Below are 20342 nucleotides of genomic sequence, written 5' to 3'. Positions count from 1 at the left end.
TATGGATTATGAATAATTCTTTAAATTAGTTGCATGATTTTAGTAACAGGAGGAACAGGACTAGTTGGAGCGCATTTACTATATAAACTTGCTTCCGATAATAAGAAAGTAAGAGCTATTTACAGAAATAAGCAAAAAATTTCTAACACTAAAAATGTATTTTCTTGCTATTCTGGATATAGCGATACCTTATTTAACACCATAGAATGGGTTGAAGCCGACCTTTTGGATGTTCCTGCGTTAATGGATGCTTTTGCAGGAGTTACTAAAGTGTATCATTGCGCTGCATTTGTATCGTTTGAGCCCGATAAATACCAACTTTTACGAAAAACAAATATTGAAGGCACTGCAAATATTGTAAACCTTTGTATTTCTGGCAATATTGAAAAACTTTGTTATGTAAGTTCTATAGCTACTTTAGGCAATACTCTAAATAATACGGAGATTACAGAAGATACCATTTGGAACCCTGAAGACGACAATAACGTTTACGCCATTACAAAATATGGTGCCGAAATGGAAGTTTGGAGAGGCACACAAGAAGGTCTTGATGCTGTAATTGTGAACCCTGGTGTTATTTTAGGCGCTGGCATTTGGCGTTATGGTACAGGGAATTTATTTAAAAAAGCTAAAAAAGGTTTTAAATACTATACTTCTGGAACTGTTGGATTGGTAGCCGTAGATGATGTCGTAGATATAATGATTGCTTTAATGGATAGCGAAATTAAAAACGAACGCTTTATTTTGGTTGCAGAAAACTGGACTTATAAAACCTTTTTAAACGCCTTAGCAAACGCTGTAAACACAAAACCTCCTACAAAACAAGCTAGCAAAAGCCTTTTAAATATAGCTTGGAGAATGGATTGGCTAAAACATAAATTAACAGGTAAACGACGACTTATAACTAAACATCTAGCCAAATCGCTAACCACAGAGACGCATTATAGTAGTGCTAAAATAAAAACAGCTTTAAATTATAAATTTAAAGCTGTTGATAAAACTATTACCGTTATTGGAAATCTTTATCTGAAATAGGTTCTACTAAACCTTCTATTTCCTGAATACTTTCCTCTAATAATTTTTCTTCGTCTATTTCGCGAATTTGTTTCTTTAAAGCTTCGCCTTCTTGCATTTGAGAAAGCTTTTTATCAATTTTCTTCAGATCTAAAGAATCGCTAATACTCTTTTTTTCTTTTAAAACAGCTTGCAAAGAATCTGCTTCTTTTTTAGTTTCTTCTTTCCACTCTTTAGCCTCCTGATCCTTTAAAGCTTCTTTTAATACTTTTAAGCTATCGGTTAATTTGGTATAAATATCCTCGTACTCTTCAACATAATAAGAGTAATAACTATTACTTAAGGCAAATTGCAAACTATCAATATTATGTTTTTCAAATACATAATTATTCATATCCAGACCACTATTTCTCATGATCAACTTGTTTTTAGAATTGGCAGAAGTAATGAGTCTCGCGTCAATTAAAATGTCCACCATTTTCTCCTTAGAAATTAAGTTTTCTGGCTTTTCCGGACCTTTTAAATTAGTGCAAGCTAATGCCATAAAAAGTATTCCAATTAGAAGTAAAAGTCGTTTTAAAATCATCTATTAAAAGTTAAGCGTTTTGCTGCTTTAACATCATTAAACTTTGCATTATGATATACCAAGGTACCATTTAAAAATGTATGTGTAATTCTAGATTTAAAAGTCGCACCTTCAAAAGGAGACCATCCACATTTATATAAAATATTATCTTGTGTTACCGTCCATGGATTATTTAAATCTACTAATACTAAATCGGCAAAATAACCTTCCTTAATATACCCTCTTTTTTCCACTTGAAATAAAATAGAAGGGTTATGGCACATTTTCTCTACAATTTTTTCTAAAGATATTTTTTCTTTATGAAACATTTCTAACATGGCTGGTAAAGCATGCTGCACTAACGGCCCACCTGAAGGCGCACTAGTATAAACGTTATTTTTCTCTTCCTTAGTATGTGGCGCATGATCTGTAGCAATAACATCAATTCTGTCATCTAAAAGCGCTTCCCACAACTGGTCTCTATCTTTTTTAGTTTTTACCGCAGGATTCCACTTAATTAAGGTTCCTTTTTTATCGTAATCTTCATCAGAAAACCATAAGTGATGGATACAAACCTCTGCCGTAATTTTCTTTTCGGCTAAAGGAATTTTATTTGTAAATAAACTTGTTTCTTTTCCAGTAGATAAATGGAACACATGTAACCTCGCTCCTGTTTTTTTCGCTAATTCAATAGCTTTAGATGAGGATATATAACAAGCCTCCTCGCTTCTAATTATGGGATGGTATTTAACAGGAATGTCGTCTCCAAACTTATCTAAATGATCCTTTAAATTGCTTTTTATGGTGCCCTCATCTTCGCAGTGCACAGAAATAACCATATCGGTACTTTCGAATATTTTCTCTAAAACTTCTGGATTATCCACCAACATATTTCCTGTTGACGATCCTAAAAACAGCTTTAAACCAGCTACTTTAGTTTTGTCTACTTTTAAAATCTCGTCTAAATTATCGTTAGTACCACCAAACATAAAGGAATAGTTTGCAGACGATGTTTTTGCTGCAATATCAAATTTCTCCTCTAACTTTTCAATAGTTGTAGATTGCGGGTTTGTATTTGGCATTTCAATAAAAGATGTAATACCTCCTGCAATTGCAGCTCTAGATTCGGTTTCAATATTACCCTTATGAGTTAAACCTGGTTCTCTAAAATGAACCTGATCGTCTATAACCCCAGGTAAAAGATATTTTCCTTCGGCATCATAAACTTGAACATCGGCAGATTTAGGACTAATAAACTCCCCAATTTGCTTAATATAGTCGCCTTCAATTAATACATCGCCATTAAAAATAGTGCCTTCGTTAACTATTTTAGCGTTCTTAATTAGTTTAATTTTCATTTGCATACGTTTCTCATTTCTTAAATAAACTTTTCAACTTCATTGAGATAACCCCAAAAATAGCTTCAGAAATAATTCCTGAATGTAATTTTGATTCACCTAATGTTCTATCAGTAAATATTACTGGTACTTCTACTATTTTAAACCCTTTTAAGTAGGCCTTAAATTTCATTTCTATTTGAAAGGCATAACCTATAAACTTTACAGCATTTAAATCTATGGTTTCTAACACTTCCTTCTTATAACAGACAAATCCTGCTGTGGTATCATGTATTTTCATGCCTGTAATAAGTCGAACATATTTTGATGCGCCGTAAGACATTAGTACTCTATTCATTGGCCAATTAACCACATTTACACCGGTTTTATAACGCGACCCAATGGCTAAATCTGCACCTTCATTATTACAAGCATGATAAAGTTTTAAAATATCTTTTGGATCATGCGAAAAATCAGCATCCATCTCAAAAATATAATCATAACCTTCTGCTAAACTCCATTTAAAACCATGAATGTAAGCTGTTCCTAACCCAGATTTTTCTTTTCTAACTTCTAAAAACAATTTATCATTAAATTCTTTTTGAAGTTCCCTAACCTTTAAAGCCGTTAAATCTGGAGAATTATCATCAACAATAAGAATGTGTAACATAGGCGATTGCGAAAACACCGCCCTAATAATGGCTTCTATATTTTCAATCTCATTGTATGTTGGAATAATTACAACCGTTTTCGACATATACTTTGTTTGGTCAATCTTTTTTATTTTGGCAAATGTACATTAATCGATTTTTATTTATTTTAAATATTCCTTAATAATATCCAGTAATATTAAAAATTATGATAATTTTATGGCATGCTTCGATACCTCGTTTCAAACGAAATATTCACGGTCCTGTTAGTTATAGGCTTAATAATTGTGGCTATAGCAAAATTAACAGCACCTAAACGTTTTGACGATTTTATTTTAGTACTAGGAAATGATAAGTATTTAAAGATTTACTCAAGAGATCAGAAATTTTTCGACAAATTTGATGCTTTACTCTTTACCAACTTAATTATTACGGTTTCAGTATTCTGTTTTATTAGTTACAAGCAACTTACCGACACCCAAACCATTTCTGCCAACACCATGTTTAAACTCACTTTTAGCATTGGTATTTTTATCCTTATCAAAGTACTTTTAGAGCGATTAATTGGCAGTTTGTTAGAAATTGATAAACTTATTGACCAATATATTTTTCAAAAAATAAGTTTTAAAAATTATTTAGGCCTTTTATTACTCCCAATCAACGCCTTATTATTATACACCTTTACGCCAACATTAACAGTAATTTACGTAATTGTTTCCTTAATGCTAATTGTTAATATTATTGGCTTAATTAGTTCATTTAAAACACATCAAAGTTTAATTAAAAACAACTTGTTTTATTTTATTTTGTATCTTTGCGCTCTCGAAATCGCACCCTATATCATTTTGTATAAGGTATTTATTTCAAATTAAAAGATAAAAAACGCTAGCGCTTATGAAAGTGAAAACCATTTTAGTATCTCAACCAGAACCTAAAATAGAGAACTCGCCCTACTTTGACTTACAAGAAAAGCAACGTGTGAAAATTGATTTTAGACCATTTATTCATGTTGAAGGTGTGTCTGCCAAAGAAATTAGGCATCAAAAGATTGATTTAAGCGATTACACCGCAATTATTTTAACAAGTAGAAATGCGGTAGATCATTTTTTTAGAATTGCTGAAGAAATGCGTTTTAAAGTTCCTGACTCAATGAAATACTTTTGTCAGTCTGAAGCTGTTGCTTACTACCTTCAAAAATATGTAGTATACAGAAAACGTAAAATTTATGTTGGGAAACGTACTTTTGCTGAATTATCGCCTTTAATTAAAAAATACAAAGACGAAAAATTCTTACTACCTAATACAGACAAGGTAAAACCTGCTGTTCCTGAAACACTTGACTCTTTAGGAGTTAACTGGAAACAAGCTACTTTTTACAAAACTGTAGTTAGTGACCTATCTGATTTAGCTAACGTATCGTATGATGTGTTGGTGTTTTTCAGTCCTTCTGGAATTGAATCTCTATTTCAAAACTTTCCAGATTTCAAACAGAACGAAACTAGAATAGCTGTTTTTGGAAACACCACTATTAAAGCTGTTGAAGAAAAAGGATTGCGTGTAGATATTTCTGCTCCAACTCCTGAAACTCCTTCAATGACTATGGCGCTTCAAAAATATATTGAAAAAGCTAATAAAGGGAAATAAGACTTTATTATAACATTATATAAAGAGGGTGATTTTTTAAAAAATCACCCTCTTTTTTTTGCTCTAAACTTAGCCTTAACCAAAACCAATAAACTATCGAAAATAAGACTATCACAAGGAAACTAAACGATAATTTATAACAATTGAATTTTAATTTATAATCAATCCCTTAACTATTTTGTATTATTGATAAGGTTTTTAAATTAACAAAAAGTATGTTTCGGTTAACTTAAAAAATCAACATTTTCTATCTAAATAAAGTATTATGATAAAACATTGTTTAAATACATACCTTATTTATTTTTTAGTCTTATTTTTTAGCTTAACTAGTAAAATGTATGGAACGGTTTTAATAAACAACGTTCTAATTAATAATGAAAAAATAGGGTTAACTAAAACAACATTACGCCCCCCAAGTTGCACAAAACTAATTCAACCATTAAATGGTGAAACTAATGCACCAGTAGGAACTAATTTAACTTGGGATTTTATACCCAATGCGACGGGATATAAACTTAATATTGGAACATCCTTTGGAGCTAACGATATTTTAAACAACTTTGATGTTGGCAACTCCACCTCCTACAACCTACCCGTTAATTTACCGGGGAACTCCAATATTTATGTTAACATAACGCCTTATAATTCTAATGGTGATGCCACCTCTTGTTTTGATGAATATTTTATAACTGGAGCATCTGAAATGGGGCTTACATGCACCCAACTTATACAACCTTTAACCAATGCAGTAAATGTATCTGTTGAAACCAATTTAAATTGGTTTAAAGTTCCTAATGCCACTGGATATAAATTAACTATTGGAATAACCCCTGGAGGAACAGAACTTTTAAATAATTTTGACGTTGGAAATACCACAACTTACAATCTACTTGGAAACTTTCCTGCAAACACAAACATTTACGTATCCATAATTCCTTATGATTCCACAGGTGATGCCGCCTCCTGTTCTCTTGAATATTTTATTACCGGAGATTCAATTATAGCCCCAAGCTGTACCAATCTTACTGTTCCAAAAGACGGTGACAAAAACGTTACCTTTAATACTGATATAACTTGGCTTCCAGTAACCTCGGCCAAAGGATACAAAATAAACATTAGCACAACTTCTGGAGGTACAGATATTTTAAACAATTTTGATGTTGGAAACACTATTAGCTACAACCCAACAATAGATTTTCCGGGAAATACAAAGATTTATATAGCCATAACACCATATAATGACCAAGGAAATGCCAATAATTGTATGGAAGAAAGTTTTACAACTGGAGCCGTTTTTCCACCTCCCCAATGCACTAATCTTATTTTACCATTAGCAGGGGCAATTAATGTTCCTGTTGGCACCGATTTAATATGGGATCCTGTTACAGACGCCACAGGCTATATATTAACTTTAGAAACATTTACGGACAATATTGATATTTATAATCGTTTTGATGTTGGCAATATTACCAGCTACAACATTCCTGCAGATCTACCAGAAAACAGAAGAATCTATGTTATAATAGAGCCATACAATTTAGCAGGCGAAGCAATTAGTTGTAGCAGAGAAATTTTTACAACTGGAAAAGCAGGCATTCATGCTCCTCCAAAATATTTCACGCCAAATAACGATGGAATAAATGATTTTTGGATTACACCTAACCCTGTAAACCGAATAGCTCATGTTAATATTTATAATCGCTATGGCACACTTTTAAAAAAAATAATTGAAATTGAAAAAGGTTGGGATGGCACAACTAATGGCAACATATTACCAACAGACGATTATTGGTACCAAATCGTTTACACCGATGGTTCTACCCTGCAAGGTCATATGAGTTTAAAACGCTAAAAACTTCATCTTTACAAGATATCAAGTCTAAAAAAGGAATGATTTTTAAACCCACCTTTTACATTTTACTTCAAAATAAGGTCTATCAATTCAATTCGTCCTTAATTTATTAAATTGTATATTTAGTAAATAACTAATTGAATAACATAAATTATGAGAAAAAAAATTATTTGTTTGGTGGTAATAGTTTTATCATTGTGCGTAGTTCCTAGTACTGTTTTTGCTTCTGAAACACCACCCCTAAGTAATAGTGCAAAGGCTGAAGACATTCCGGAGGAGATTAAAATAATGTTAGACCGTTTAAATGAAATAAAAAATATTGAAAAGTCTTCTTTAAGTCGTTTGGAAAAAAAGGAATTAAGAAAAGAAGTTAGGGCAATTAAAAAAAGCGTAAAAGCCTCAGGTAATGGAATTTACATTTCGAGTGGAGCAATTATTATAATTCTACTTTTAATTATTATTCTTTAAAATAATTAAAATAAAAAGCCGATTTAATTAAATCGGCTTTTTATTTTAAAACGCATAGCGCTGTGGGCCACCACGTCTTATTTCTTCAGTACAATGCGCTTCAAACTTTTTAAAGTTTTCTCTAAAGGCATTGGTTAACTTAAAAGCTGTTGTATAATATGCTTCATCATCATTCCACGTAGATCTCGGACTTAATACACTTGTTGGTACACCTGGACAACTTCTTGGTTGCGCTACACCAAACACAGAATGAATGTGGTAATCATCATAATTATAAAGTCCTAAATCGCCATTTAGAACGGCATTAATCATTGCGCGAGTATACTTTAATTTCATTCGTGTGCCAACACCGTAAGGACCACCAGTCCAACCCGTGTTTACTAACCAAACATTAACACCAGCCTTTATCATTTTATCACTTAACATTTCGGCGTACTTAGCAGGGTGCAAAGGCATAAAAGGTGCTCCAAAACATGCCGAAAACGATGGCACAGGTTCTTTAACTCCGGCTTCTGTTCCTGCTACTTTAGCGGTATAACCAGATATAAAATGGTAAGCCGCTTGACTAGGCGTTAACTTAGAAATTGGAGGAATAACACCAAAAGCATCAGCCGTTAAAAAGAATATATTTTTTGGGTTTTTACCTATAGAAGGCGCCTGTATATTTTCAATATGATGAATAGGGTAACTTACTCGTGTATTTTGAGTTATAGAGGTATCAGCAAAGTCTACATCACCCTTATCATTTAAAATAACATTTTCTAGAATAGCACCTTTTTTAATGGCGTCGTATATTTCAGGTTCGTTATCTCTAGATAAATTAATAACCTTAGCATAACAACCACCTTCAAAATTAAATACGGTGTTTTCGTTTGTCCAACCGTGTTCATCATCGCCAATTAAACTTCTATTTGGATCTGTTGATAACGTTGTTTTTCCCGTACCCGATAAGCCAAAAAATATAGCCGTATCACCATCCTTACCCACATTAGCACTACAATGCATAGGCATAGTGTTCTTAAAGACAGGTAGTATAAAATTTAATGCAGAAAAAATACCTTTTTTAATTTCACCCGTATAACCAGTACCACCAATTAAGGCTATTTTTTTTGTGAAATTTAAAATAGCAAAATTATGTTGTCGTGTTCCGTCCTCTTCGGCTACAGCCATAAAACTAGGCGCATTAACAATTGTCCATTCCGGATTAAAATTTTCTAGCTCCGCCTCTGTTGGACGTAAAAACATATTGTACGCAAACTGATTACTCCAAGGATATTCATTTATAACACGAATTTTTAACTTATAATTTTCGTCTGCACAAGCATAACAATCGCGAACAAAAAGTTCCTTTTCAGATAAATAATCGACAACCTTATTATATAATTTATCGAAAGCATGAGGTTCAAACGGAATATTGACATCGCCCCACCAAATCTTATCTTTAGTTACATCATCTTTAACTATAAATCGATCTTTTGGAGAACGCCCCGTAAATTCACCTGTATTAACTGCCAAAGCACCAGAAGCTGCTTCTACACCCAATCCTTTTGATACCGTAATATCATGCAATTCTTCGGGCGTTAATTGATAGTTTACATTAGCGTTTTTAATACCGTATTTTTCTAACGCAATCGTTTTCGTAACTTCACTGTTGTTTCCCATAATTTGGTTATAAATTATACTAAAACACAAAATAAAGACATTTTTTTCAAGTATCCTTAAATTAATCTACTTTTTTCGAAGAAAAATTCAAAAAAGACCCTAACGCAAAACACCACGCCATAATTAATAACAAACCACCTATTGGCGTTATAAAACCAATAGATTTAAAATTAAAACCAGATAAAGAATTTGTTGCCAATCCATAAATAGAACCCGAAAAAAACAAAACTCCTATAACCACCAATAAGAAAATAATGCGCTTTGTTTTTTCCTTAATTAAAGGGCTATGACCTATAAATAACAAAAACAATGCATGATACATTTGGTAACGCACGCCGGTTTCAAAAGTTTGTTGGGCTGTTTCGGATATTAATTCCTTTAAAGCGTGTGCACCAAAAGCCCCCAAAATAATACTTAAAACACCTAAAATAGCACCGGTAACCAATATTGTTTTATTCATCTTCCTTTAATTATTCTTTAAAATTACACTTAATAATTAGTAAATTGGTACAATAAAATGCCAAAACAGCATATCTATAATCACAACAAATTTACTTAATATGCGAAAGATTTTAGTCATTGGTTCAGGAAAATCAACAGCTTACTTATTAAAATATCTGCTAGATAAATCGGCTTCCGAAAATTTATTTATTACCGTAGGCGATTTAAATTTAAACCACGCAAAATCCTTAATTGGCAGCCATAAAAACGCCAAAGCTATCCTCTTAGATGTGTTTAATAGCCCATCAAGAACACATGCTATTAAAGATGCAGATATTGTAATATCCATGCTTCCGGCCCGCTTTCATATTGAAGTTGCTAAAGATTGCATCACTTACAAAAAGCACATGGTTACGGCTAGTTACGTAAGTCCAGAAATGCAACATCTAGACCACGATGCGAAGGCGAACAATCTGGTTTTAATGAACGAAATTGGAGTCGACCCCGGAATAGACCACATGAGCGCTATGCAAGTTCTAGACCGCATTAGGGATAAAGGTGGCAAAATTATTTTGTTCGAGTCCTTTACTGGTGGTTTAGTAGCTCCCGAAAGCGATAACAACCTATGGAACTACAAATTTACTTGGAACCCTAGAAATGTTGTGGTTGCAGGTCAAGGTGGCGCCGCCAAATTCCTTCAAGAAGGCGCTTACAAATACATCCCGTATAACCGGTTATTTAGACGCACAGAATTTTTAGAAATCCCCAATTTTGGACGCTTTGAAGTATACGCCAACCGCGATTCCCTAAAATACCAAAGCGTTTACGGCTTAGACCATATTAAAACCCTATACCGTGGCACCATGCGTCGTGTAGGTTTTAGTCGTGCATGGCATATTTTTGCTACGCTTGGAATGACCGACGATAGCTACACCATAGACGATAGCAAAAACATGAGTTATCGCGATTTCGTAAACGCCTTTCTGCCATACAGCCCTACAGATTCGGTCGAGTTAAAACTACGCCACCAACTAAAAATCGATCAAGATGATATGGTTTGGGATAAACTTATAGAACTCGATATTTTCAACCCTAATAAACCCGTAGAACTCAAAAAAGCAACTCCGGCACAAATACTTCAAAAAATATTAATGGACAGCTGGACCCTATCAAAAACCGACAAAGACATGATAGTTATGTATCATAAATTCGGTTACGAGCTCCACGGAAAACAACATCAAATAGACGCCAACATGGTTGTACTTGGCGAAGACCAAACCTATACCGCTATGGCAAAAACGGTGGGCTTACCCGTTGCCATTGCCACACTTGCCATTTTAAATGGCAAAATAAAAACTCCAGGTGTTCAAATTCCTATCACCAAAGAAGTCTATAACCCCATTTTAAAAGAACTCGAAAACTACAGTATTAGGTTTCAAGAAAAAGAAGTACCTTATTTAGGTTACAATCCGTTAAATATTTAGTATTTGGGCGTTACCCTAGGGTCGGGCTAGTTTGCTGGCTTTGTTTTTAACCGATGAGTTTTTAGAAGGTTCGTTTAACATGCGATGTTTAATTACAGAACCATTAATACAAATTATAATTTCAATTTAAAATCAAATACCTACTTTTATGTTTTAGATTGAAATCTTAATGACACAAATACTAGAATTTATTGGATTTTTCTTAGAGATTTTTGTTGATATCCAATTCTGGAGAGACAAAAAGAAAAGAAGACAATTCGAGAAGGAGCAAAATCTACCTAAAAAATTAATGATTCATCCATACGCCAAAGCTGTATTTTATTCCATTGTAATAACAATCCTATTAGGAATTTTATTTTCACTTTACCAACACTATTTTTCTAATGCGAATAACACCATTAAAAAACTAATTAAAGTTGAAGCCCTAATTATTGAAAATAAAGAAGTGGATGGATATTACCCTAAAAAACTAGAAGATATTATTCGAAACAATCCATTACGAAAGAAAATCACTCTAGACGCATGGGGAAACGAATTCCATTATATCGTACTAGCAGACGCAAACACGTTCGCTTTAATTTCGAAAGGAAAAGACGGCATTTTAAATACTAACGACGACCTAACTACAGCAAATAAATAAAATTCCCTCCTTCAAGGGAATTAAAAAATAAGTCTTTTTATGAAACAAAAAAACAAAGTAATTACTATAGATGGTATCGATAAAAAAATACTTCGAGCCTTAACTACAGATGCCAGAACACCTATTTTAGAAATTGCTAGAAACGTTGGCATATCTGGGGCAGCCATCCATCAACGTTTACGTAAATTAGAAAAATCTAAACTAATTTCTGGTTCAAAATTTATAATAAACCCAGAGGCTTTAGGCTTTACAACCTTAGCCTTTGTTGGTATTTATCTGGATAAAGCCGCAAATACAGACGATGTGGTTAGAGCTTTAAAACGCATACCCGAAGTTTTAGAGTGCCACTACACCACTGGTAATTACAGTTTATTTATTAAACTTTTAAGTAAAGACAATGCCCACTTAATGCGTTTATTACACGAAAAAATTCAAACCATAACGGGAGTACAACGTACAGAATCCCTAATATCTTTAGATCAACAAATTGATAGGCAAGTGCATATATAATTACTTGAATTTAATTGTGCTACTTTAGGCAACCTTTTACTATTATTGCATCCTAATAATGGTATAGTTACTCAAAACTATATTAAGCAAACTAAAAATCTTTATGAAAAAGTATTACCTCATCCTACTTACACTGATTTTGTTTTCAACAAATGTATTTTCTCAAAACTCAGAAAACGCTAATAACACTTCAGAAAATTTTAATGAACTTAAAATTAACATGACCAACCTCATAGCTTTTAAATGGCTAGATTTAGGTTACGAGCGCACCATAAATGAAGAATCTTCATTTGGTGTTGGTTTACTTACCAAAATTGGTTCAGATAGAGATGACGGTGATGGACTAGATGAATACAGAACATTTTCTATAACGCCATACTACAGACACTTTTTTTCTAAAAAATATGCACAAGGCTTTTTTATTGAAGGATTTGCTATGTTACATTCTGGCGAAGATGAGTATTACGAATACGATGAAGTTGATTTAACGGGTCGCTATAGAAATGAAAAATACACCGATTTAGCCATTGGTATTTCAACAGGAGCTAAATTCATAACAAAGCGTGGGTTTATTGCCGAAATATATCTAGGCCTTGGTAGAGATATGCTAGATCAAAGCGATATAGAAGTTGTTGGCCGTGGCGGAATTGCGCTTGGTTACAGGTTCTAAAAAAAGCTCAATTTTTATAACAAAAAAAATCCCAAGCATGGCTTGGGATTTTTTTTTATTTTGGATATTGAATCAAATTCGGTATGACAAAATTCTTTTGTTACATTTTCATTAACCAAGTACGCACATCTACTTCTTGCTTAATAATAGTAGGTAAATCTTCAATTTTAACACGCTCTTGCTCCATAGAATCTCTATGACGAATGGTTACTGTACCATCTTCTTTCGAGTCATGATCTACTGTAATACAAAAAGGGGTTCCGTTGGCATCTTGCCTTCTGTAACGACGTCCTACGGCATCCTTTTCATCATAAATCACATTAAAATCCCACTTTAGCTCTTCAACAATTTGTTTTGCTATTTCTGGTAAACCATCTTTTTTAACCAACGGCAAAATAGCTGCTTTTACTGGCGCTAAAACACTTGGTAATTTTAAAACGGTTCTAGTTGTTCCGTTTTCTAGTTCTTCTTCTTGTAAAGAGTTTGAAAAAACAGCTAAAAACATACGATCCAAACCAATAGATGTTTCTAAAACATAAGGTGTATAGCTTGCATTATCTTCATGATCGAAATATTGTAATTTCTTTCCAGAATGCTCTTCGTGTGCTTTTAAATCGAAATCGGTTCTAGAGTGAATCCCTTCTAATTCTTTAAAACCAAACGGGAATTTAAACTCTATATCCGCAGCAGCATCAGCATAATGTGCTAATTTCTCATGGTCGTGAAAACGATAATTATCAGCACCCATTCCTAGAGATAAATGCCATTTCATTCTGTGCTCTTTCCAGTAATCATACCATTCTTTTTGAGTTCCTGGTTTTATAAAAAACTGCATTTCCATTTGCTCAAACTCACGCATTCTAAAAATAAATTGTCTTGCAACAATTTCATTTCTAAAGGCTTTCCCTGTTTGCGCAATCCCAAACGGAATTTTTAGTCGGCTTGTTTTCTGTACATTTAAAAAGTTAACAAAAATACCTTGTGCCGTTTCTGGACGTAAGTATAAATCCATCGCAGATTCTGCAGAAGCACCAAGTTTTGTTCCAAACATTAAGTTAAACTGCTTTACGTCTGTCCAGTTTTTACTTCCTGTTAAAGGATCGGCAATTTCTAACTCTTCAATAAGTAATTTTACATCGGCTAAATCTTCGTTTTCTAAAGATTTTGCCATTCTAGAAAGAATTGAATTTATCTTTTCTTGGTAACCAACTACACGTCCGTTAGTTGAAACAAATTCTTCTTTATTAAAGGCATCACCAAAACGCTTTTCGGCCTTTTTAACTTCCTTTTCAATTTTTGTTTCAATTTTAGCGCAATAATCTTCAATTAAAACATCTGCTCTGTAACGTTTTTTAGAATCTTTATTGTCTATTAATGGATCGTTAAACGCATCGACGTGGCCAGAAGCTTTCCATGTGGTTGGATGCATAAATATCGCAGCATCAATACCTACAATATTTTCATTCATTTGCACCATGGCTTTCCACCAGTAGTCGCGTATATTTTTCTTTAGTTCTGCGCCGTTTTGTGCGTAATCGTATACTGCACTTAAACCGTCATAAATCTCGCTACTTTGAAACACATATCCGTATTCCTTTGCATGCGAAACTACCTTCTTAAATTGATCATCTTGATTTGCCATAGGTGCAAAAATAAAAAACCGCTTAAAACAAACGTCATTTTGTTAAAAATAATTAAGTTTACAAGACTACATTTTTTATCATGCTTAAATCTATAGTAAATTTATTTTTCCCTAAAGTATGCTACGCATGCCATAATTTACTAGGTGATAACGAGGAAACCATCTGTTTAGACTGCCGACACGACTTGCCAATTACCAATTTTCATTTTGATAATAATGATAGCGTAAAAAAAGTACTTTATGGTCGTGCCGAGGTGGAAAACGGGACTGCTTTGTTTCGATTTGAAAAAAAAAGCCACGTACAACGGCTTATCCATAACCTAAAATACAGAAAGCATGAACATATTGGTTTCGTTTTAGGAAATTGGTTGGGTGGCGAATTACAGACACTAGACGCTTACAAGGATATTGATATCGTTATTCCGGTACCGTTACATAAAAAGAAACTAAAAAATAGAGGTTTTAATCAAGTTGCAAAATTTGGACAACAAATAGCAGAAGCATTAAATGCCCAGTATGTTGATGATGTGCTATTAAAAGTAACCAATACCAAATCGCAAGTCACGAAAAAGCGTTTTGCGCGTTGGACCAACGACAATCAGCTTTTTACACTTGAAAACCCACTAAAAATTGAAAACAAGCATATTTTAATTGTGGACGACCTTATAACCACAGGTGCTACACTAGAAGCTTGTATTTTGGTTTTAAAAGAAGCTAAAAACATAAAAATAAGTATTACTGTTATGGCAATAGCATAAATATATTATCGTTATATTTTTTAACCGAATTCATGTACTTTTGCTAAAAATTTAAGTTGTTGATGAATAAGACCCTTTCAAATTTTATTTTCGCCTTAATTATTGGCTTAGTTATTATGAGTTGTGCTAATCGTGGAACACCACAAGGTGGTCCAAAAGATGATACACCTCCTAGGATTTTAAAATCTGAACCAGAAAATTATTCAACCAACTTTAAGGGCGATGAAATCAAGGTATATTTTGATGAGTACATTAAAATAAAAGACATTAAAAAACAGCTTATTATTTCGCCACCAATGAATACACCACCTGACGTTTCACCTTTAAGTGGCGGAAGTAAATATATTACTATAAAAATTTACGACACCCTACAACCTAATACCACTTACGCCTTTAATTTTGGAAATAGTATAACAGATAACAACGAAGGTAACCCATATCCATATTACCGTTATGTCCTATCTACCGGGGATTATATTGATTCGCTATCTGTAAAAGGAAACATTGTTGATGCTTTAAAAAAGAAACCAGAAACCTTTGTAAATGTTGCATTATACGAAGTAGATTCTACGTTTAGAGACTCTGTGGTTTATAAAGCTGCCCCAAAGTACATTACAAATACCTTAGATAGTATTACTACCTTTTCTATAGATAATTTAAAACCTGGCAAGTATTTATTAATGGCATTAAAGGATGGGAATGGTGATAATAAGTTTCAACAAAAAACAGATCAAATAGCGTTTCACAAAAATTTTATTGAAGTACCAACAGATACATCGTACACCTTGCGCCTTTTTAATGAAAAGTTAGATTTTAAGCCAACTAGACCGCGTTTAATTGCTGGCGAAAAAATTGCTTTTGGCTTTGAGGGTGATTATAATGGTATGCAAATAGACCTACTTTCTGATGCGCCTTCGGATTTTGAATACCGCATCACTAAAGATCCCGCAAAAGATTCATTAAACTATTGGTACAAACCTTTATTTGAAACCGATTCTTTACTTTTTAAAGTAACCAATACCGATTACGAAAAAGAGTTTACTGTTAGACTGAGTAAGAAAGACAAAGACACTTTAGTTATTGGAGCTTCGCCTTCTGGTAATATTGCTTACGACGAAGATTTTAAAATAGCAGGTACCACGCCACTTACAAAAATGGATGTTTCGAAGATTAGCATGATAGATAAAGACTCTACAGCTGTAAGCTTTAAAACAGATTTTGATACGCTAAACAATGCCTATTTGTTTAAGTTTGATAAAACTGAAGACAACAATTATAAAATTAAAATTCTTCCTGAAGCCTTTGAAGATTTTTATGGTGACAAAAACAAGGATACTTTAAATTTAAGTTTAAGAACTAAAAAAGCTTCCGACTTTGGTTATGTGAGATTTACCATTGTAAATGCTACTTACCCACTTATTATTCAATTAACAGATAAAAAAGGAGAAGTTAAAGAAGAACGTTATGCCACAGAAGCAGGCCCAATAGATTTTTTAAATTTATCAGCAGGCATGTATTCTATACGCGTTGTGCATGATGCAAATGGCAATGGCATGTACGATACTGGAAACTACCTAAAACAGATTCAACCAGAAAAAATAAGTCATTTTCAAGAGATTGAAATTAGATCGGATTGGGGTATACAAGAAACACTTACGTTTAAGTAATTTCAAATTGATCTTTATCGTTTAAAAACTTAAACTTGTTTCTGTAGGCTTCCACATGTCGTTTTTCGAGTGTAGCGATTTTTATAGTGTCTTCATTTGGAGCACACGTTACTAACTGCTGCCCTAACACATCATATACAGCCGAATGACCAGAATACAAAGCGTTTACACCATCAACTCCAACCCTGTTCACACCAACACAATAACTCATATTTTCTATGGCACGCGCCTTTAATAAAGTATCCCAAGCAGAAATTCTAGGTTTTGGCCAGTTGGCAACGTAAAGGAGCACATCATAATCTTCGGTATTTCGCGCCCAAACAGGAAAACGCAAATCGTAACAAATTAAAGGGCAAATTTTCCAACCTTTATAATCTACAATCACTTTTTCAGTTCCCGAAGTATATACTTTTTCTTCGCCAACTAAGGTAAACGAGTGGCGTTTATCATAATGCGTTACGTGGCCAGAAGGCGCTACAAAAAGCACGCGATTATAAAAGGTGTTCGCTTCCGAAATAATCATACTACCAACAATGGCAGCATCTACTTGTAAGGCTAATTCTTTTAACCAAGATACCGTTCTGCCATCCATAGTTTCGGCCACAGCCGAAGCATTCATAGTAAAACCAGAAGTAAACATTTCGGGAAGTACGATAATATCGACATCCTCTGAAATATTTTTAATTTTCTTTGTGAAGTTTGCACGGTTTTGCTCAGGGTTTTCCCAAACTAAATCCGTTTGAATTAACGCTATTTTAAGGTCTTTTTGCATAGATGTATATACTAAACCTTAAAATAACGTTTTTTAATTCTATTTAAAAACAGAAATATATTATTTCTATTTAGTACCTTATAATTTTTTCTTTGCTTTTGCTGAAGCTTCTTTATACTTTTCGATTTTGTCTAACCATTTTTCTTCATCCACTGGCGACAATTTTCCTTTGCTTTTTAGCTTTTCGTATTTAGAAAGTGCGTCCTTATGCTTTTTAGCCGCTTTGTCGTATTTAGATTGTGCTTTTTGGCTTTTCTTTAATTCCTTTTCTGCCTTTTTTTGCTTCTTTTCAGCTTGTTTTTGTTCTTTTTCTGCCTTCTCCTGCTCTTTTTCCGCTTTTTCTACACGTTTTTTAGTTTCTTCGGCATTTTTAATTTGAGCCATTTTACTATTAAATGCTGCTAAAACTCCTGCTTTATCCTCTTCTGATAAGGTTTCAGTAACATCAACCCCAGCTTTAAAAATTTTATCTTTTTTAATTTCGTATGGTTCCCCATTAAAATTAACATCTTGGGCATTAACAACAAACCCTAAACCTAAAAATAGCACTATCAATAAATATTTCATTATGTCTTCTTTTTTTATATTAAATGTACTAATTAGACCCAATACTTTTACAAAAGTTACTTAAAATAACGTTAATAAATTCAAGGTTTTTAAGCCGTGTACCGTTTAGGCAACTTTACTAAAACGTAATACACTAAAGCTTTGCTGTTTAAGAAAAATACTAGAGCTTAAACACCTAATTTAATTAGCAACTCTTGCTTGTACGTTCTTCCAATTGGTATTTTATTCGCGCTAACATAAAGCGTGTTTCCTGAAATTTTATCGATAAACTTACTATTAATAATAAACGATTTATGAACTTGAATAAAATCGTTTTCAGGCAATTTAGTGTTCCAATTTTTTAAGGCATCAATATAAGACAGCCGTTGAGTATCCGTAACTACAGTAATATAATTTCGCTGAGATTCAATATATAGAATTTTACTTATTACAATTTTATGCAGCGTTTTATCGACATTTAAAAAGATGGTCTCTTCATTTACTTCGGTGGTTACTTGGGCGACCTCTAATCTATCTTTTGCTTTATTAACAGCTTTTAAAAATCTATCGAACGAAAAGGGTTTAACTAAATAATCTACAATGGTGTCTAACTCAAAACTAGTAACAGCATATTCTGAATACGCCGTTGTCATGATTATTGCTGGTGGGTTTTTAATAGTTTTTATAAAATCGAGTCCAGACATATCTGGCAAATTAATATCTAGAAAAACAACATCGACGCTTTGTGTGTTTAAATAGGTGTTTGCCTCAATAGCAGCTTTAAAAGTCGCCACCAACTCTAAACTAGGTATTTTAGCTATAAAATTCTTTAAGATGTTTTGGGCTGGTATTTCGTCTTCAATAATAACACACTTCATAGTCTTGTAATTGATTGGTTCTTGATACAATTTCGATAAAAATCGAAATCACTCGAACTGACATTTAATTTAAATTAAGTTTTAAAACAACCTTAAACACGTCGTCTTTACTAATTTTAAACTGGTAATTACTTTTATAAATAAGCTCTAAACGCTTTTCAAGATTCTGTAAACCTATTTTTAAATCGGTTGTACTTAGCTTGTTTTTATCAAAATTGTTTTGGCAAGTAAAATATAAAATGCCTTGCTCTACTTTAATATCTACTACAATTTCGCTATTTAAAGTACTGTGTTTAAAAGCATTTTCAATTATAGTAATTAATAGCAAAGGTGCTATTTGATGGTTTAAAGCATCTATATATTTATTGTAACTAATACGCTTTACACCTTCGGTTCTTATGGTTTGAAATTTAATATAATTATCGATAAAATGGATTTCTTTTTCTAAAGTAATGGTTTTCTCGTTGCTTTCATACAACACATGCTTTAGGTTATCTGAAAGCATTAAAATAAGCTCGGGTGTTTCGTTAGGTTTTTCAATGGAATATGAATAAATGGTATTCAAATTATTAAATAACACATGTGGATTTATTTGCGATTTTAAAAACTTAAGCTCCATTTCGGCATGTTCTTTTTTAATTTTTTCTACTTCTTCCTGCTCATCCATAAACCGATAAAGAATCCAAATAAAGGAGAAGAATATTAGTGGTACTAGGGTTTGCCATAAATAATCGCTTAAACATTTAGGTATGCTGCACCCACATTGTGCAAAGACATAACAATATAATTGTGTAGCAAATAAAGAAATACCTGAAAATACCAAAACGTATAACAGATACCACTTCTTTTTTACAAAAAAGGGCAGTAAAAAAAAGTGGTTTACATAAACAATAGCCACTAAAAGTATGACGTATTGTAAAAACGGATTTTCTTTCCAGTAAAAATCTGAAAATAGAAATAAGGACACAAACACAAAGAGCATCCAAAATAAAATATGGACTAAGGCCTGCGATGTGTGTTTTTTAGTAATCGTCATTTATTAAATGTAAATAGAAATGACTAAACTATCAAACATTATGTACAAAAGGCAGTTTTGTAGATACCAACAATAAAAACAGCTAAAATTATGAGGCAATTAATTA

The 20342-nt window shown here is 32.9% G+C and carries 21 protein-coding genes; 11 read left to right on the top strand and 10 right to left on the bottom strand.

What is annotated here, in order from left to right:
- The first annotated feature begins 33 nt into the window (after window positions 1–33).
- Window positions 34–1035, top strand: coding sequence for an NAD-dependent epimerase/dehydratase family protein (locus tag AAFN75_RS09035; protein ID WP_411809242.1), 1002 nt, complete (start codon window positions 34–36; stop codon window positions 1033–1035).
- On the opposite strand, the gene AAFN75_RS09030 is transcribed toward AAFN75_RS09035, so the two are convergent.
- The 3 genes from AAFN75_RS09030 to AAFN75_RS09020 are packed head-to-tail and all read right to left on the bottom strand — an operon-like array spanning window position 1010 to window position 3673.
- Window positions 1010–1600, bottom strand: coding sequence for a DUF4296 domain-containing protein (locus AAFN75_RS09030; RefSeq protein WP_411809241.1), 591 nt, complete (start codon window positions 1598–1600; stop codon window positions 1010–1012). The two genes, AAFN75_RS09035 and AAFN75_RS09030, sit on opposite strands and share 26 nt — an antisense overlap.
- Window positions 1597–2937: a dihydroorotase gene (locus tag AAFN75_RS09025; protein ID WP_411809240.1), complete on the bottom strand. Its 1341-nt coding sequence runs from the start codon at window positions 2935–2937 to the stop codon at window positions 1597–1599. Before AAFN75_RS09025 ends, AAFN75_RS09030 begins: the two co-directional genes overlap by 4 nt.
- Window positions 2938–2950: 13 nt before the next feature.
- Window positions 2951–3673, bottom strand: a complete 723-nt coding sequence (locus AAFN75_RS09020) for a polyprenol monophosphomannose synthase (RefSeq protein ID WP_411809239.1) — start codon at window positions 3671–3673, stop codon at window positions 2951–2953.
- 117 nt (window positions 3674–3790) lie between these two features.
- On the opposite strand from AAFN75_RS09020, the gene AAFN75_RS09015 reads away from it, so the two are divergent.
- The 4 genes from AAFN75_RS09015 to AAFN75_RS09000 all read left to right on the top strand — a co-directional run bounded on the left by AAFN75_RS09015 (window position 3791) and on the right by AAFN75_RS09000 (window position 7530).
- On the top strand, window positions 3791–4438 hold the full coding sequence (locus tag AAFN75_RS09015) for a DUF4271 domain-containing protein (protein ID WP_411809238.1): 648 nt from the start codon (window positions 3791–3793) through the stop codon (window positions 4436–4438).
- A gap of 22 nt (window positions 4439–4460) precedes the next feature.
- On the top strand, window positions 4461–5210 hold the full coding sequence (locus AAFN75_RS09010) for a uroporphyrinogen-III synthase (protein WP_144115247.1): 750 nt from the start codon (window positions 4461–4463) through the stop codon (window positions 5208–5210).
- A gap of 265 nt (window positions 5211–5475) precedes the next feature.
- Complete coding sequence (locus AAFN75_RS09005; protein ID WP_411809237.1) at window positions 5476–7062, top strand: T9SS type B sorting domain-containing protein; 1587 nt, start codon at window positions 5476–5478, stop codon at window positions 7060–7062.
- A gap of 153 nt (window positions 7063–7215) precedes the next feature.
- Complete coding sequence (locus AAFN75_RS09000; protein WP_411809236.1) at window positions 7216–7530, top strand: hypothetical protein; 315 nt, start codon at window positions 7216–7218, stop codon at window positions 7528–7530.
- Between the two features lie 45 nt (window positions 7531–7575).
- Here AAFN75_RS09000 and pckA read toward each other — a convergent pair whose 3' ends face one another.
- Entirely contained in the window at window positions 7576–9192 is a 1617-nt protein-coding gene (gene pckA / locus AAFN75_RS08995) for a phosphoenolpyruvate carboxykinase (ATP) (protein ID WP_411809235.1), read from the bottom strand.
- 61 nt (window positions 9193–9253) lie between these two features.
- Window positions 9254–9652, bottom strand: a complete 399-nt coding sequence (locus tag AAFN75_RS08990; protein ID WP_411809234.1) for a DUF423 domain-containing protein — start codon at window positions 9650–9652, stop codon at window positions 9254–9256.
- Window positions 9653–9752: 100 nt separating this feature from the next.
- Here AAFN75_RS08990 and AAFN75_RS08985 point away from each other — a divergent pair, with 100 nt between their 5' ends.
- The 4 genes from AAFN75_RS08985 to AAFN75_RS08970 all read left to right on the top strand — a co-directional run bounded on the left by AAFN75_RS08985 (window position 9753) and on the right by AAFN75_RS08970 (window position 12937).
- Window positions 9753–11117, top strand: a complete 1365-nt coding sequence (locus AAFN75_RS08985) for a saccharopine dehydrogenase family protein (RefSeq protein ID WP_411809233.1) — start codon at window positions 9753–9755, stop codon at window positions 11115–11117.
- A 169-nt stretch (window positions 11118–11286) separates the two neighbouring features.
- Window positions 11287–11757 carry a type II secretion system protein GspG gene (locus AAFN75_RS08980; protein ID WP_411809232.1) on the top strand — a complete coding sequence of 157 codons (471 nt, stop codon included), beginning with the start codon at window positions 11287–11289 and terminating at the stop codon, window positions 11755–11757.
- Between the two features lie 39 nt (window positions 11758–11796).
- Entirely contained in the window at window positions 11797–12267 is a 471-nt protein-coding gene (locus tag AAFN75_RS08975) for an Lrp/AsnC family transcriptional regulator (RefSeq protein WP_411809231.1), read from the top strand.
- Window positions 12268–12370: 103 nt separating this feature from the next.
- Complete coding sequence (locus AAFN75_RS08970; RefSeq protein WP_411809230.1) at window positions 12371–12937, top strand: DUF3575 domain-containing protein; 567 nt, start codon at window positions 12371–12373, stop codon at window positions 12935–12937.
- A gap of 100 nt (window positions 12938–13037) precedes the next feature.
- Here the strand turns inward: AAFN75_RS08970 and AAFN75_RS08965 are convergent, their stop codons facing one another.
- The gene (locus AAFN75_RS08965; protein ID WP_411809229.1) at window positions 13038–14579 is read right to left on the bottom strand and encodes a glycine--tRNA ligase; all 1542 of its coding nucleotides are present in this window, start codon (window positions 14577–14579) and stop codon (window positions 13038–13040) included.
- Window positions 14580–14659: 80 nt separating this feature from the next.
- On the opposite strand from AAFN75_RS08965, the gene AAFN75_RS08960 reads away from it, so the two are divergent.
- Complete coding sequence (locus AAFN75_RS08960; protein WP_411809228.1) at window positions 14660–15337, top strand: ComF family protein; 678 nt, start codon at window positions 14660–14662, stop codon at window positions 15335–15337.
- Window positions 15338–15399: 62 nt separating this feature from the next.
- Window positions 15400–17004, top strand: coding sequence for an Ig-like domain-containing protein (locus AAFN75_RS08955; protein ID WP_411809227.1), 1605 nt, complete (start codon window positions 15400–15402; stop codon window positions 17002–17004).
- Here the strand turns inward: AAFN75_RS08955 and AAFN75_RS08950 are convergent.
- From AAFN75_RS08950 to AAFN75_RS08935, 4 genes are all read right to left on the bottom strand, one after another.
- Window positions 16997–17776, bottom strand: a complete 780-nt coding sequence (locus AAFN75_RS08950) for an amidohydrolase (RefSeq protein WP_411809226.1) — start codon at window positions 17774–17776, stop codon at window positions 16997–16999. The genes AAFN75_RS08955 and AAFN75_RS08950 overlap by 8 nt on opposite strands.
- A 78-nt stretch (window positions 17777–17854) precedes the next feature.
- Entirely contained in the window at window positions 17855–18343 is a 489-nt protein-coding gene (locus AAFN75_RS08945) for a hypothetical protein (RefSeq protein WP_411809225.1), read from the bottom strand.
- Between the two features lie 167 nt (window positions 18344–18510).
- The gene (locus AAFN75_RS08940; protein ID WP_411809224.1) at window positions 18511–19200 is read right to left on the bottom strand and encodes a LytR/AlgR family response regulator transcription factor; all 690 of its coding nucleotides are present in this window, start codon (window positions 19198–19200) and stop codon (window positions 18511–18513) included.
- Between the two features lie 64 nt (window positions 19201–19264).
- Window positions 19265–20236 carry a sensor histidine kinase gene (locus AAFN75_RS08935; protein ID WP_411809223.1) on the bottom strand — a complete coding sequence of 324 codons (972 nt, stop codon included), beginning with the start codon at window positions 20234–20236 and terminating at the stop codon, window positions 19265–19267.
- Window positions 20237–20342 lie beyond the last annotated feature (106 nt).

Origin of the sequence: Algibacter sp. AS12 (assembly GCF_046736315.1) — a bacterium.
Classification (GTDB): domain Bacteria; phylum Bacteroidota; class Bacteroidia; order Flavobacteriales; family Flavobacteriaceae; genus Algibacter_B; species Algibacter_B amylolyticus.
The sequence above is the reverse complement of the archived record's forward strand: the minus strand, read 5'-3'. Positions and strand labels throughout refer to the sequence as shown.